This is a genomic window from Shinella sp. M31, from assembly GCF_049199205.1.
In the GTDB taxonomy this organism is placed as follows: domain Bacteria; phylum Pseudomonadota; class Alphaproteobacteria; order Rhizobiales; family Rhizobiaceae; genus Shinella.
On sequence record NZ_JBLZPH010000066.1, the window covers coordinates 46,602 to 60,611 of the forward strand.

Annotated in this window: 9 protein-coding genes and 1 tRNA gene; 7 read left to right on the forward strand and 3 right to left on the reverse strand. The window is 64.2% G+C overall.

Annotation, left to right across the window (positions count from 1 at the left end; translation table 11 throughout):
- Positions 1 to 4 precede the first annotated feature (4 nt).
- A complete protein-coding gene (locus tag ACOZKU_RS10255; protein WP_421578779.1) occupies positions 5 to 916 on the forward strand; it encodes an ABC transporter permease subunit in 912 nt (303 codons plus the stop codon).
- A 4-nt stretch (positions 917 to 920) separates the two neighbouring features.
- The gene (locus tag ACOZKU_RS10260) at positions 921 to 1,739 is read left to right on the forward strand and encodes an ABC transporter permease subunit (RefSeq protein WP_117368285.1); all 819 of its coding nucleotides are present in this window, start codon (positions 921 to 923) and stop codon (positions 1,737 to 1,739) included.
- Positions 1,740 to 1,756: 17 nt separating this feature from the next.
- On the opposite strand, the gene ACOZKU_RS10265 is transcribed toward ACOZKU_RS10260, so the two are convergent.
- Positions 1,757 to 3,607, reverse strand: coding sequence for an AsmA family protein (locus tag ACOZKU_RS10265; RefSeq protein ID WP_421578780.1), 1,851 nt, complete (start codon positions 3,605 to 3,607; stop codon positions 1,757 to 1,759).
- Between the two features lie 181 nt (positions 3,608 to 3,788).
- Here ACOZKU_RS10265 and ACOZKU_RS10270 point away from each other — a divergent pair, with 181 nt between their 5' ends.
- Complete coding sequence (locus tag ACOZKU_RS10270; RefSeq protein WP_421578781.1) at positions 3,789 to 5,741, forward strand: acetoacetate--CoA ligase; 1,953 nt, start codon at positions 3,789 to 3,791, stop codon at positions 5,739 to 5,741.
- Positions 5,742 to 5,989: 248 nt separating this feature from the next.
- Here the strand turns inward: ACOZKU_RS10270 and ACOZKU_RS10275 are convergent, their stop codons facing one another.
- Positions 5,990 to 7,567, reverse strand: a complete 1,578-nt coding sequence (locus ACOZKU_RS10275; RefSeq protein ID WP_421578804.1) for an ABC transporter permease — start codon at positions 7,565 to 7,567, stop codon at positions 5,990 to 5,992.
- Between the two features lie 184 nt (positions 7,568 to 7,751).
- A complete protein-coding gene (locus ACOZKU_RS10280) occupies positions 7,752 to 11,360 on the reverse strand; it encodes an ATP-binding protein (RefSeq protein ID WP_421578782.1) in 3,609 nt (1,202 codons plus the stop codon).
- A gap of 244 nt (positions 11,361 to 11,604) precedes the next feature.
- Here ACOZKU_RS10280 and ACOZKU_RS10285 point away from each other — a divergent pair, with 244 nt between their 5' ends.
- The 4 genes from ACOZKU_RS10285 to ACOZKU_RS10300 all read left to right on the forward strand — a co-directional run bounded on the left by ACOZKU_RS10285 (position 11,605) and on the right by ACOZKU_RS10300 (position 14,004).
- Positions 11,605 to 12,054, forward strand: coding sequence for a phasin (locus ACOZKU_RS10285; protein ID WP_421578783.1), 450 nt, complete (start codon positions 11,605 to 11,607; stop codon positions 12,052 to 12,054).
- Between the two features lie 146 nt (positions 12,055 to 12,200).
- Positions 12,201 to 12,277, forward strand: a tRNA-His gene (locus ACOZKU_RS10290).
- A 228-nt stretch (positions 12,278 to 12,505) separates the two neighbouring features.
- Positions 12,506 to 13,081, forward strand: a complete 576-nt coding sequence (locus ACOZKU_RS10295; RefSeq protein ID WP_421578784.1) for a TetR/AcrR family transcriptional regulator — start codon at positions 12,506 to 12,508, stop codon at positions 13,079 to 13,081.
- Positions 13,078 to 14,004 carry a DMT family transporter gene (locus tag ACOZKU_RS10300; protein ID WP_421578785.1) on the forward strand — a complete coding sequence of 309 codons (927 nt, stop codon included), beginning with the start codon at positions 13,078 to 13,080 and terminating at the stop codon, positions 14,002 to 14,004. Before ACOZKU_RS10295 ends, ACOZKU_RS10300 begins: the two co-directional genes overlap by 4 nt.
- Positions 14,005 to 14,010: the final 6 nt, after the last annotated feature.

Genomic DNA, 14,010 nt, shown 5'->3' on the forward strand with positions numbered 1-14,010 from the left:
CCCGATGAAGAAGCTCGGCTCCGCCCTCTTCAGCCGCCTTGTCATCATCATTCCCTATGCCTGGCTGCTGTTCTTCTTCCTCATCCCCTTCTTCATCGTCTTCCGTATCTCGCTGTCCACCACCGCCATCGCCCAGCCGCCCTACGAGCCGGCTTTCGCATGGTCGGATGGCCTGTCCGGTATTCTTGCGAAGATGGGCCAGTTCAGCTTCGACAATTTCGTCTGGCTGACCGAGGATTCGCTCTATTTCAACGCCTATATGTCGAGCCTGTGGATCGCCGGCGTTTCCACGCTGGTGACGCTCCTGATCGGCTATCCCATCGCCTATGGCATGGCGCAGGCGCCGCGCACGCTGCGCCCCACGCTCCTGATGCTGGTGATCCTGCCGTTCTGGACGAGCTTCCTCATCCGCGTTTATGCCTGGATCGCCATCCTGAAGCCGGAAGGGCTACTCAACCAGTTCCTGATCAACCTCGGCGTCATCGACCAGCCGTTGATCATCATGAACACAAACTGGGCGATCTATATCGGCATCGTCTATTCCTACCTGCCCTTCATGATCCTGCCGCTCTATTCCGCGCTGGAAAAGATGGACAACACGCTGATCGAGGCCGCGCAGGACCTCGGCTGCCCGCAGATCACGGCCTTTTGGAAGGTAACCTTCCCGCTTTCCATTCCCGGCATCGTCGCGGGCTGCATGCTCGTCTTCATTCCGGCCGTGGGCGAGTTCGTCATTCCCGACCTGCTCGGCGGATCGCAGACGCTGATGATCGGCAAGACGCTGTGGAACGAATTCAACGCAAACCGCGACTGGCCGGTCTCGGCCGCCGTCGCAACCATCCTGCTCCTCATCCTGGTCGTGCCCATCGTGTTCTTCCAGAATGCGCAGGCCAAGGCCGAAGAGCAGGGGAGGTAAGCCCATGAACACCTGGTCCCGTTTCAACATCGCATCGGTCGTTCTCGGCTTTTCCTTCCTCTATCTGCCGATCGTGCTGCTGGTCGTCTTCTCCTTCAACGAGTCCAAGCTCGTGACGGTCTGGGCCGGCTTCTCGACGAAATGGTACGTGTCGCTTTTCCACAATCAGGGCCTGATGGACGCCGCCTGGGTGACGATCCGCGTGGCGCTGATCTCGGCAACGGCCGCAACCGCACTCGGCACCATGGCGGCGCTCGCGCTGACGCGCTACACACGCTTCCGCGGCCGGCTGCTGTTTTCCGGCATGGTCTATGCACCGCTCGTCATGCCGGAAGTCATCACCGGCCTGTCGCTGCTCCTGCTCTTCGTCGCCATCGGCTTCGACCGCGGCTTCGTCACGGTCATGCTGGCGCATATCACCTTCTCGATGTGCTTCGTGACGGTGGTGGTGCAGTCGCGCCTGCTCTCCTTCGACCGCTCGGTCGAGGAGGCCGCGCTGGACCTCGGCGCAACACCGGTCAGGACCTTCCTGGAGGTGACGCTGCCGATCATCGCGCCGGCCGTGCTGTCCGGCTGGATGCTGGCGCTGACGCTGTCGCTCGACGACCTCGTCATCTCCTCGTTCACGTCAGGTCCCGGTGCCACCACGCTGCCGATGAAGATCTACAGCCAGGTGCGCTTGGGTGTGACGCCGGAAATCAACGCGGCCTGCACCTTGCTCATCGGCTTCGTCGCCATCGGCGTCATCATCGCCTCGGTCATGACGAAGCGGCGCGAAGTGCAGCGCCAGCGCGACGAGCAGGCGGCCTTCGCGGGCCGCTGAGTATCCGGAAAATGCGATTACTGGCGGGGCTGCTGCCCCGTCAGGATCGAGATCGGCGAGATCACCGGCTCCGGCCAGGACCCGCCGACGAAGAAGCTGAGGGCCGGATTGACTACGGCCGTCGCATCCGCCTGCGGCCGATCGGCCAGCGTCCCGGCCAGCGCCAGGCTACCCGAACGATAGGGGATCATGCCGGAGAGCGTCAGAAGCTTCTCGTTGCCCTCGATTTCCGCCTTGGTGAGTTCGGCAATGCCGCGGTCGAGCCGCGCTTCCAGATCGGCGCGCACGAAATCGAAGGAGCCGTCTGCGGCACTGGAGATCGTGAAGAAGGCGTTCTTCGCCGCCTGTTCCTCGAAGGCCTGACGGTTGAAATGGGTCAGCGTGCCGGGCCCCATGCGCAGGCGGAACTCACCGGACATGTCCGACAGCGTCGTCGCCCAGAGCGGCCGGTCCGTCGAGAGCTCGAAATCGGCCGAGCCATGGCCTGACGGCAGCGGTCCGGGCAGTGCGAGCGTGCTGACGACGGTGCCGATATCGACATTGTCAAGCGACATCTGCACCTGCGCACCGCCGCGAAAACCCTGCTCGTTGAGTGCGATGCGGCCGGTCATGCGGCCATCGAGAAGCGTGCTGTCGCCGACGTCGAAGGAGGCGCGGCCGTTTTCGATGCGCATGCCCGCGGCGAGACCCTGCAGCGAAAAAGGCGCGAACTCCGCCGTCTTGGCGGAGAGACGCAGATCCATGCCGAACTGGTGCACGAAAGCCGTATCCAACGGCGTTGCGGTCTCCTTGGAGCCCGACAGCGGCGCAAAGATAGAAAGCAGCGCCCTGAGATCGATGTGATCGAAGGCCAGTGTGCCGCCGATCTGCGGCAGGCCCTGCGGCGGCAGATTGACGTCGAGCACGCCGGTCGCCTCGGCATTGTCGAGGGCAAGCTTCACGTCCTCGAGCTTGGCCGCATAACCCGCCGTTGCGACCTTCGCCTCGACATTCACCGACCCGACATTGCCGATGGCGGAAATGTCCTTGCCCTGCCAGGCCAGCAGATGCGCGAGCGAGGGTGTCGAGAGCTGCATGGTTCCGGCAACGAAGGCGGCATGCGAAAGATTGGCCATGCCCTCGAAATTGAGTGTGGCCGGATCGGCGGAGAAGCTGGTGCGGGCATTGGCGTTGCGCCCCGCCAAGAGCGCCAGAGGCTGGTCGCAGCCGAAGGTCCAGCGCGTCATCTCGCCGTTGACGATGCCGGAAAGCGAGAGATCCATGGGTTGGCGCAACGCCGGCCAGGTGACGATGCCGTTGATATCGGTGATGCGATAGGCCGGCGTTTCGCCTGCACGGGCTACCTCAAGAATGCCATCGTTGACGGTGACCGTGCCGAGGCGTTCGCTCGGCATGGCGGGGATGGCCTGCCCTTCGGGCGTTGCGGCGGTCGCATCGATTGCCTGCACCAGCCAGCCGCGGTGTTTCCAGTTGAAGGCGCCCGCGGCATTCCAGCCGACGCGCACCGTCGGGCGCACCAGTTCGAGATCGCTGAAGACGGGAACGCCGCGCATCGCACCGATCAGGTCGAAGGTCGCCGAGATCGCCTCGACGGACGCCAGTTCCTCGCTTTTGCCGTCAACTGGGCGGGTGGCGATGCGCACATTGCCGATCGTCACGCGCGGATAGGGCCAGAAGGCAAATTCCGGTTTCTTGCCGATGCGTACCTCAGCTCCCGTCCAGGCCTCCAGCGTTTCCTTGATCGCCTTGCCGACCGTGTCGGTCTGCAGGAGGAAGGGAAAGCCAACGCGCACCGCAAACAGCAGGGCAAGCGCGACGAGCAGACCCCGTACAAGGAGCTTCGAGCGGATGAAACGGGACAGGGTCATTCGGGCACGGATCCTCTGCCGTCAGCTCTTTCTTGGGGTTGCGCGAAGGGGATAGGCGCTCGGGAGGAAGAAATCAAATGTCGCCATGGCGGAATTGCGTTCATCGGTGCCGCGAACCGGCAGCCGGAGCTTTTTATTGCGTCGCAACATGATATACGAATGCGATGGAGTGGAGGAAAGCATGACGTCAGAATTGCCCCTGTGGGAACCTTCGGCCGACATCCTGGCAATGAGCCCGATGGCCCTGTTCATGAAGGCCGCCGGCCGCATCGCCGGTCGCGACATCACGACCTATGACGCGCTTCACGCGTGGTCCGTCGAAGATCGCGCCGCCTTCTGGACGGCGATCTGGGACGAATGCGGAGCCATCGGCGAAAAGGGCGGCGCCGCGCTGGAGAACGGCGAGCGCATGCTGGACGCCCGGTTTTTTCCAGAGGGCCGTCTGAACTTTGCGGAAAACCTGCTCCGGAAGAGTGGTTCTGAAGATGCCATCGTCTTCCGCGGCGAAGACAGGGTTTCCTATCGCTGGTCCTGGGACGATCTGCGCGCCCGCGTTTCGAAGCTTCAGCAGGCCTTTGCCGCCATGGGGATCGGGGAGGGCGACCGCGTCGCCGCCATGATGCCGAACATGCCGGAAACCATCGCCTGCATGCTCGCCGCCGCCTCGCTCGGCGCCATTTGGTCGTCCTGCTCGCCCGATTTCGGCGAACAGGGCGTGCTCGACCGCTTCGGCCAGATCGCGCCGAAACTGTTCATCACCTGCGATGCCTACTGGTATGCCGGCAAGCTGCAGGATGTCTCCGCCAAGGTGCAGGCCGTGGCCGGCAAGCTCGGCGTGCCCGTGCTCGTGGTGCACTATGCCGGTGACGCTGGCGCGCTGGCCGCCGCGTTGCCGGATGGCCGCACGCTCGATGCGCTGACCGCGCCCTACGAGGCGAAACCGCTCACCTTCGCGCAGCTGCCTTTCCGCCACCCGCTCTATATCCTCTTCTCCTCGGGCACGACGGGCGTGCCGAAATGCATCGTGCATTCGGCCGGCGGCACGCTCCTCCAGCATCTGAAGGAACACAGCCTGCATTGTGGCCTCGTCGAGGGCGACCGGCTGTTCTACTTCACCACCTGCGGCTGGATGATGTGGAACTGGCTGGTCTCGGGTCTCGCCGTCGGTGCCACGCTCTGCCTGTTCGACGGTTCGCCGTTCCATCCCGATGGCAATGTCCTGTTCGACTATGCGCAGGCGGAAAAATTTGCCGTCTTCGGCACCTCGGCCAAATATATCGATGCCGTGCGCAAGGGCGGCTTCACGCCGCGCACGACGCATGACCTGTCGAGCCTCAGGCTCCTTACCTCCACCGGCTCGCCGCTTTCGCCGGAAGGCTTCTCCTTCGTTTATGAGGGCATCAAGCCGGACGTGCAGCTCGCCTCCATCTCCGGCGGCACGGATATCGTCTCCTGCTTCGTGCTCGGCATTCCCTTGAAGCCGGTCTGGCGCGGCGAAATCCAGGGCGCCGGCCTCGGCCTCGCCATGGATGTCTGGGACGAGGACGGCCATCCCGTGCGCGGTGAGAAGGGCGAGTTGGTCTGCACCAAGGCCTTTCCTTCCATGCCGGTGATGTTCTGGAACGATGCCGACGGCGCGAAGTACCGCGCGGCCTATTTCGAGCGTTTCGACAATGTCTGGTGCCATGGCGACTTCGCCGAATGGACCAGCCATGACGGCATCATCATCCATGGCCGGTCGGACGCGACGCTGAACCCGGGCGGTGTGCGCATCGGCACGGCGGAAATCTACAACCAGGTCGAACAGCTGGAAGAGGTCGTCGAGGCGCTGTGCATCGGCCAGGATTGGGACGACGACGTGCGCGTCGTGCTCTTCGTGCGCCTTGCGCCCGGCAAGGTGCTGGATGAGGCGCTGGAAAAGACTATCCGGACGAAGATCCGCACCGGCGCGTCACCGCGCCATGTGCCGGCCAAGATCATCCAGGTCACCGATATCCCGCGCACCAAATCCGGCAAGATCGTCGAGCTCGCCGTGCGCGAGGTCGTGCATGGCCGGCCGGTCAAGAACAAGGAGGCGCTTGCCAATCCGGAAGCGCTGGACCTTTTCGCCAATCTCGCGGCGCTCCAGTCCTGAGTGTCACCGGCATTAAAGATTTTTTGCCGGTCGAATTAACCAAACGCACGAAGATGTGAACGAAAGGTTTGTGCCGGAACGGGCCGGGTAAGGTTTTGTTAAGCCGGAATGGGGCAAGGTCGTCCCAACTTGAGCGCGCCCGATGGAGGGCGTTCCGGTCGCACCCGACCCCAATGGCATGAAGCCGTTCACCTTCGCTTTTGTTGGACAGCATTCAAACTATCAGGGCGGCTTTTGCCGCCCTTTTTTTATGTGCTCGTTTTGTCCAGTGACCGCGACACCAGAAAGACCGGAATGAGCCCGACCGCGACGATGATGATCGCGGGCACGCCGGCATCCTCCACCTTCGCCCGCGAGGCGTCCTCATAGACCAGCGTCGCCAGCGTGTTGAAGTTGAACGGGCGCAGCATGATCGTCGCCGAGAGCTCCTTCATCGTTTCGATGAAGACGAGGAGGGCGGCGGTCAGCGTTGCCGGACGCATCATTGGCAGGAGCACCGTCCAGAGTGTCTGGCTGCTGGTGCGGCCCAGCGTGCGGGCCGCCATGTCGAGATGCGGCGAGAGCTTGTGGAAGCCGGCATCGATCGTGCCCTCCGCCATCGTCAGGAACCGCACCGTGCAGGCATAGATGATGGCAAAGCCGGTGCCGGAGAGAAGCAGGCCGGTCGAAAGGCCGAGATTTGCCCGCAGGAAAGCATCGACCGCATTGTCGAAATTGGCGAGCGGAATGAGCACGCCCATGGCCAGCACCGTTCCCGGCACGCCATAGCCGAAGGAGGCGAAACGCCCGGCGGCAGCGTTGAGGCGCGAGCGGGTCGTGCGCGCGGCATAGGCCAGCAGGAAGGCGAGCAGCACGGCGGCAATGGCCGTCGAGCCGGACACGAGCATGCTGTTCCAGAGCGCCGAGAGCAGCCGCGTCGAGGCGAACTCCTCCAGCCGCCGGGCCGCGTAGCCGCCCAGAACATAAACCGGGATGGCAAAGCCGATCACCGGCGGCATGAGGCAGGCGAGGCCTGCTGCCCATTTCTTCCAGCCATTCAGCTTGAGGCGCACGGAATCGTGCACCGCAGCCGTCGTCTTCTGGCTGGCGAAGCGCTGCCGGCGGCGGGCGGCGCGTTCCACCATCATCAGGCAGACGACAAAGACCAGCATGACGCAGGCGATCTGCGCCGCCCCGGCAAGGCTGCCGCGATTGAGCCAGGTGTCGAAGATCGAGAAGGTCAGCGTCTGCACGCCGAGATATTCGACGGCGCCGATATCGTTCAGCGTTTCCATGGCGACGAGCGTCAGCCCCACCATGATCGCCGGTCGCGCCATGGGGATTTGGATCCGCGCGAAAACCTTCAGCGGCCCGGCGCCGAGCGTGCGCGCCACATCGGCCGCCGCGCGGCCTTGCATGAGGAACATCGAGCGGGCGGCGAGATAGATGTAAGGATAAAGCACGCTCGACAGCACGAGCATGGCGCCGCCGGTGGTGCGCACTTCCGGAAACCAGTAGTCGCGGCTTGTCTGGAAGCCGAAGAGCGCGCGATAGGCCGTCTGCACCGGGCCGGTGAAGGAGAAGAATTCCGCAAAGGCATAGGCGCCGAGATAGGCGGGAATGGCGAGCGGCAGGACGAGCAGGCCGGACAGGACCCGGCGGCCCGGAAAGTCGCAGCTCGCCACCAGCCAGGCCGTGATGACGCCGGTGACGGTGGTCAGGATGCCGACGCCGGCCAGCAGGATGATCGTGCGCAGCGTCGCGCGCGGAATGACGTTGCTCAGGAGATGCGGCCAGTTGTCGACGCCGCCCGTCGCTGCGATGACGACGATGGCGATCGCCGGCATGAGCACGATTGCCGCGGCAAGCACCGCGGAGGCGGAGAGAAGCGGATGGCGCGCCGCACCCGAGCGGCGATGCACGCGCGGCGCGCGTTCGGACTGGACCTGCAAGACGTTCCCTCGACGATGCGGCGCCCCGTTCGTGGCGGGGACTGCCGAAAGGCGTTCTGCCGGTCCTAGAGCATCCGGCTCAATCTGCCAACACGCGCGGTGAGGGAAAGCTCACCTCGACCAGCGTACCTTCGTTCGGCGTGGAGCTGATGGAGAAATTCGCCCGGTTGGCATCGACCATCGCCTTGGTCAGCGGCAGGCCGAGGCCGGTGCCGTCGCCGCGTTTGCGTGCGCCGGTCGTAACCTGGCGGAAGGGCTTCATCGCCTGTTCCAGTTCGCTGCGCGTCATGCCCACGCCCGTATCGCGGATGCGCAGCACGACGCTGCCATTCGCCTCATAAGCGGTGGAGACCACGATCTGCCCGCCCGAGGGCGTGAAACGGATGGCGTTCGACAGGATGTTGAGCGCGATCTGCTTGATGGAGCGCAGGTCGGCGACGATTTGCGGCACATTGTTGGAGAGCGACGTGCGGATGATGACACGCTGGCCGTTCGCCTGCGGCTGCACCAGCGAGACGGCTTCGGAGATCGTCTCGTTGAGGCCGACGGCGGTGAATTCGAGATCCATCTCGCCCGCCTCGATCTTGGAAATGTCGAGCAGGTCGTTGACGATATCGAGCACATGGCGGCCGGAGCGGCCGATATCATTGGCATATTCGATATAGCGCGGATGGCCGATCGGCCCGAAGCGTTCCGTCGCCATCATGTCGGAAAAGCCGATGATGGCATTGAGCGGCGTGCGAATCTCGTGGCTGACGCGGGCGAGGAAATCGCTCTTGTGGGCATTTGCCGTCTCTGCGGCGCGCTTGGCGCTGCGCAGTTCCTCTTCCGTGCGCTTCCACTGGGTGATGTCGCGGATGACGGCGCAGAAGCCCGACGACGAGGAGAGGCGGCCCATCGTCATGAACAGCGGAATGAAGCCGCCAGCCGCCTCGCGGCCGATGACCTCGCGTCCGTCGTTGAGTACGCTCGCGACGCCATGGCCCGAGAGGCCGGCAAGATAATCCAGCACCGCCTTCTGGCTTTCATGGGCAAACAGCATGGCGAAGGGCCGGCCGCGCGTCTCATCCTCGTCATAGTTGAAGAGGGCGCTGGCCGAGCGGTTCATCGAGCGGATATCGCCATCCTGCCCGACGACCACGACGCCGTCGGTCGCGGTTTCCAGGATCGAGCGCAGCTCGCTGATCTCGATGCGCAGCGCGGAAACGGCAGCGTTATCGTCCGTCCGTTCCTCGGCCTCGGGGACCGGCGCGGGCGTGGTTTCGACGAGCGTCAGCGCCGGCTTTTCATGGGCGGGCGTCAGCGCGAGCATCAGGGCGGTGCCGTCTTCCCAGCGGATCGACTGGAGGCGGGCGCGCACGGGGCTGGTGCTTTCGCCATCGGCATGGCGTAGCGCCATCGTGCCGTCGCCGTCTTCGCTTTCCTCGTCCGGGGCGGCGAGCAGGATATCGAGGCCGCCGGAGGCCTGGAGGTCCTCCAGGCTGCGATAACCGCTGAAGCGGAAGAATTCCGGATTGGCATGGATCAGCCGATCGCCGACATGCACGAGCAGCGCGACGGGCAGGGCATCCACCACGGTGGCGGTGAGGCCGTAATCCATCTGCGTGCGCGGGGGCGCGATCGCCGTGCGCTCGCTGGCGTGCTCCTCGTTCAGAAGGTCGTCCGCATGCGGGCCGACTTCCAGGCCGGGCATTTCCGTTTCGGGTTCATCGGTGTCGATGAAGATCGTGTTGGCAGCGTTATCGTCTTCGCCGGCCGGCTCCGTGGTGTCGGCGAGGCTGGCTGCGGGCGTCTCGTCCGCGGCGCCGTCGGCGGGCCGGTCCTCCGGCTTGCGCTTGCCGAAGGTCTCGCCGAGCTGGCGGGCGATTTCGCGGAAGGCCGCCTGTTCGCCGGTTGAAAGGCCATCGAAAAGGCCGCCGCGATTGCGCCGGGTTTCGAGCTGCACGACCTTGTCGGAATGACGGCGGTTCGGCGTATCCACCAGGCGAAGCGCCGGGCGCTCGCCGCGGAAGGCGTCCTGCTCGTCGTCAGCGGTGACGGGTGTTTCCTCCGCCTCGACAGGCGATGCCGCTTCGTCCGAGGTCTCGGTGGATTCCAGGCCCTGTTCCTCCACAACGGGTTCGCCCGCCTCGGCGATTGCCTCTTCCTGGGTGGAAGGGGTTTCCTCCACCGCAGACTCTATCGGCGCTTCGGCCACATCGGCCGGTGCGACAGTCTCGTCTTCCGCCTCGGCGGTCTCGCCGAGCGTCAGGCCGCGGGCATGAACATCCTCGACGGCATCGGCGATGCGCACGATGCCGAAGCCACGGAAACCGTCGAATTCACGGTTGCGGGAATAGGTGGGCAGGGCTGCGAGATCGACAGGAACGGTCAGCGCGGTACCCTCGACCGGCCAGAAGATCGTCTTGCCGGACCACGTGTCGCGGCGGCTGAGCAGATCGCCGATCTTGCCTTCGGGATCGAGATCGAAGCGGGCGGCGACATCGATGAAACGCGCGCCGGATACGGCCGACGCCCGCGGGCCGACGGCTGTGGCGAATTCATCCGAAATCTCGCTGAACCGTCCCTCGGCATCGATCTTCCAGACGAAGCGAATCGGCCGGCCCTGACGGTTGAAGACGAAGCCCGACACCGGCTGCTCCATCTCCTCGCTCGCGACGACGGCGGGTTTATCGGGGGCTTCGGCCACGACGTCTTCCTGCGCATCGACAGCCGTGTCCTCGGAGACAATCGCCTCCGGTGCCTCTTCAGGCTCTTCCAGCTGCTGCGGAAGTGTCTCCGCAAGCTGCGGCTCTTCAATCTCAACCGGTTCCGCGACCTCAGCAGCGCTTTCCAGCGCGGACTCTTCGACGATCGGGGCCGCTTCAAGCGCGGTTTCGGGTGAAACCTCCGTCATCTCGCCAACCGGCTCATCCTCTGTCGCCGGCACATCCACGGCGCCGGTGACGATTTCCGCTTCCGGGGTGACGGTTTCCTGCGCCGCGACGGGCTCGGCCTCGTCTTCAGCCGGATCGAGATGGCCGAGGATCGTTTCGACGGCAAACAGCAGGTGCAGCGCGGGATCGCTGGAAATACGGCCGATGGCGGCGGGCAGATGGCCGAGGCCAGTGGCGACGGGGCGCTTGACGAGACGTTCGGCACTGCGGCCGGCGGCCTCGACAAGGGCACGGCGCGTTTCGGGGCTGATCGCAAGTCTGTCGAAGCCCTCGGAGCCGGCGACGACGGTGCCCTCGCCATCGAGCACGGCCATGTGTGTGTCGGGATCGTCGAAGCCGGTGAGCATGGCGGCAGCCGCGTCTTCCTGGCTCTGCTGACCGGCGGCAACGGGCGCGCTGAATAGGATGGCCTCGTCACCGGGGCGGATGGTCACGGCCTCGACGGTGGCGTTGACGGGCACGCTGCGAAAGCCGCTGCCGATGCGCATGATGAAGCTGCGGCGGTCGCCGGGCGTCTGCACCTGGCGGGCGGTCGCGGAAAGCTGGCGGAAGGCGACATCGCCGCGTTCCGGGCCGGCATCGAGGAAATCGTAGATGTTTTCTTCGCCGAACAGGGCGGCTCCCCGGCCGTTCGACCAGAGAACGCGGCTCATGTCCTTGGAAAACAGCACGACGGCCTCACCCCGCGCGAAGGGCAGGCGCACCCGCTCGTGGACGGCAACGTCGATAAAGGGATACTGCTTTGCGGACATGTTCAGGCCTGTATCTGGCTTCCGGCGTCCCGGTTTTCAATTAACGCTTTATTAATAGCCGCGCTCCCCCGGAGGGTCCAGCGTCGAGGCCTGAAAGCCCGCGGCTTTCGGGCGGAAGGGTTAACGCCGAAGGGGTTTATTGTGCAGCGCACAAAATTGTTGCATTGCGAAAGAAGATCGACTATATGCAGGTCATCCCAGAACGCGGCGCCTCCAGAGAGGGCCAAACCAAGGAGCGCATACCATGGCTACCAAGAAGACCGACGACGTATTCTCGATCGCTTCCATCGATCCGTCCAAGATTTCCGAAAGCTTCCGCGACTTCGCCGAAAAGGGCGCAGCGCAGACCAAGGAAGCCTATGCCAAGATGAAGGAAGCCGCCGAAGACGCTACCAAGACCGTTGAAGCGACGCTCGAAAGCGCGCAGGCCGGTTCCGTCGAACTCGGCCTCAAGGCCATCGACGCGCTGCGCACCAATGCCGAAAACTCGCTTTCGCACATGGAAGCCCTGCTCGGCGTGAAGTCCGTTGCCGAACTCTTCGAACTGCAGACCGCCTTCCTGCGCAAGCAGGCGGAAGTTGCCGTCGAACAGGCCAAGTCGCTTCAGGAAACCTCCAAGAAGGTTGCCGAGAAGGTTTCGGCTCCGGGCAAGTCGGCTGCTGAAAAGGCCATGAAGTCCTTCAAGACCGTCTAAGCCCCAGATGGCGCGGGTTTCGACCCTGTGATAGAATGGCCGGGCGATTGTCCGGCCATTTTCGTTTGTGCAAGCCGATAAAAAACGCTTGAAAAATGGTGCGGCTGCCCGTATGTGACGCACCAAGCGCGGACGACGCGCCCTGTGCGGTTGTAGCTCAGTTGGTTAGAGCGCAGGTTTGTGGCACCTGAGGTCGGTGGTTCGACCCCACTCAACCGTACCATTCCTCTCTCCTGATAAGTTGTTTCGATAGGACTTATCGGGAGAGAGGAATATTTTATCCTCCCCCAGAATCTTTCTTGCTGATCTGATCGTTGTGGCTTGATGGCTTCGTTCGCTTTCCCAGTGAGCGATCCTCCAAGCACGCTGCGCCGCTTCTTTCCACGCCGCGCTTCCCTTGACAAACCGATGAATTAGGTAGATCGGTCTATATATTAAATCGAGGTGGACGATGGGCGAACGTATACCTGCGCGGGAGCGCTTGCTGAAGGCGGCTGCGGTGCTGTTTTATCGTGATGGGGTGGGGGCGACGGGGATCGATACGATCACCGCCCATGCCGGCGTCGCCAAGATGAGCCTCTACAACAATTTTGCCTCCAAGTCGGATCTGGTGAAGGCCTATCTCGATGCGCGGCTGGAGGAATGGCACGTGCTCTATCGCGAGCGCCTCGCCACGGCCGCGACACCGCGCGAAAAGCTGCTCGCTGTCTTCGATTCCTATATCGACCATGCCGAACTCGCCTATGGCTGGGGCTTTCGCGGCTGCGGGCTGCTCAATGCCGCTGCCGAACTGCCCGTCGGCGATGCCGGCCGGGCAACGGTCGCCTTTCAGAAGGAAGAGGTCGAGCAGCTCTTTAAGGATTACCTTCGCCAGATGAAGCCGGAGCTTGGTGCCGCGATCGATGAGACGGCGGAGCACCTCTCCTTCGTGCTGGAGGGCGCCATGGCCCGCGCGGGTCTCGACGGCCACGACGGGCGGCTGAAGGCGGCGCGCCGAATCGCCCTTTCGATCGTTGACCGGCTATGAGCGCTTCCGATCTCGCCTTGCCCTTGCGCCGGCCGAACCGGTTCACAGCACTTGCCGTCCTCGTCCTCCTCGAAGCCGCGCTCGTCGTGTGCTGGAGCGCCGGCTTCATCGGCGTGCGCTTTGCCAGCGATCATGCGCCGATCTTCCTGATCCTGCTGTGGCGCAGCCTCGTGTCCGGCCTCGTGCTTTTGCCCTTCGCGCTCACCATGGGACCGAAGATCCGGAGCCGGGACGTGCTCTTCCAGATGCTGCTCGGCGCGCTCGCCATGGCCGGCTATCTCTCGGGCTTCGCGCTGGCGATCGGGCTTGGCGTGCCGACGGGGCTCGTCGCGCTGATCACCGACATGCTGCCGCTTGCCGTCGCCTTCCTGTCCTGGCCCATTCTCGGGCAGGCGTTGACGGGGCGGCAATGGGTCGGCTCCTTCATCGGCCTTGCCGGCGTCGTCATCGCATCCGGCGGTTCGCTCGATTGGGGCAATGTTCCGCTCTGGGCCTATGGACTGCCCATGCTCGGCACACTCTCGCTTGCGCTGGCCACACTTTTGCAGAAGCGCAGCGCGGTCAATGCTATGCCGGTTTACCAGAGCCTCTGCTTCCAGTGCCTCGCGGCGGCCGTGATTTTTTCCGTGCTCGCCTGGCATGAGGGCGGCGTGTTGCCGGTCCTGGACCGCGGCTTCATCGGCGGCATTCTCTGGCTGGTCTTCGTCGCTACCTTCGGTGCCTGGAGCCTCTATTATCTCGCCTTGCGCAAATCCTCGCCGGCACGGGTGACGGCGATCCTCTATCTCAGCCCGCCGGTCACGATGATCTGGGCCTTCCTGATGTTCGGCGAGCCGCTCTCCTGGGCGATGGCGCTCGGCCTTCTCGTCTCGCTCGGCGGCATCGTCCTGGTGGCGCGGGCGCAGCCGCCCGCGCATGTCTGAGGCCGC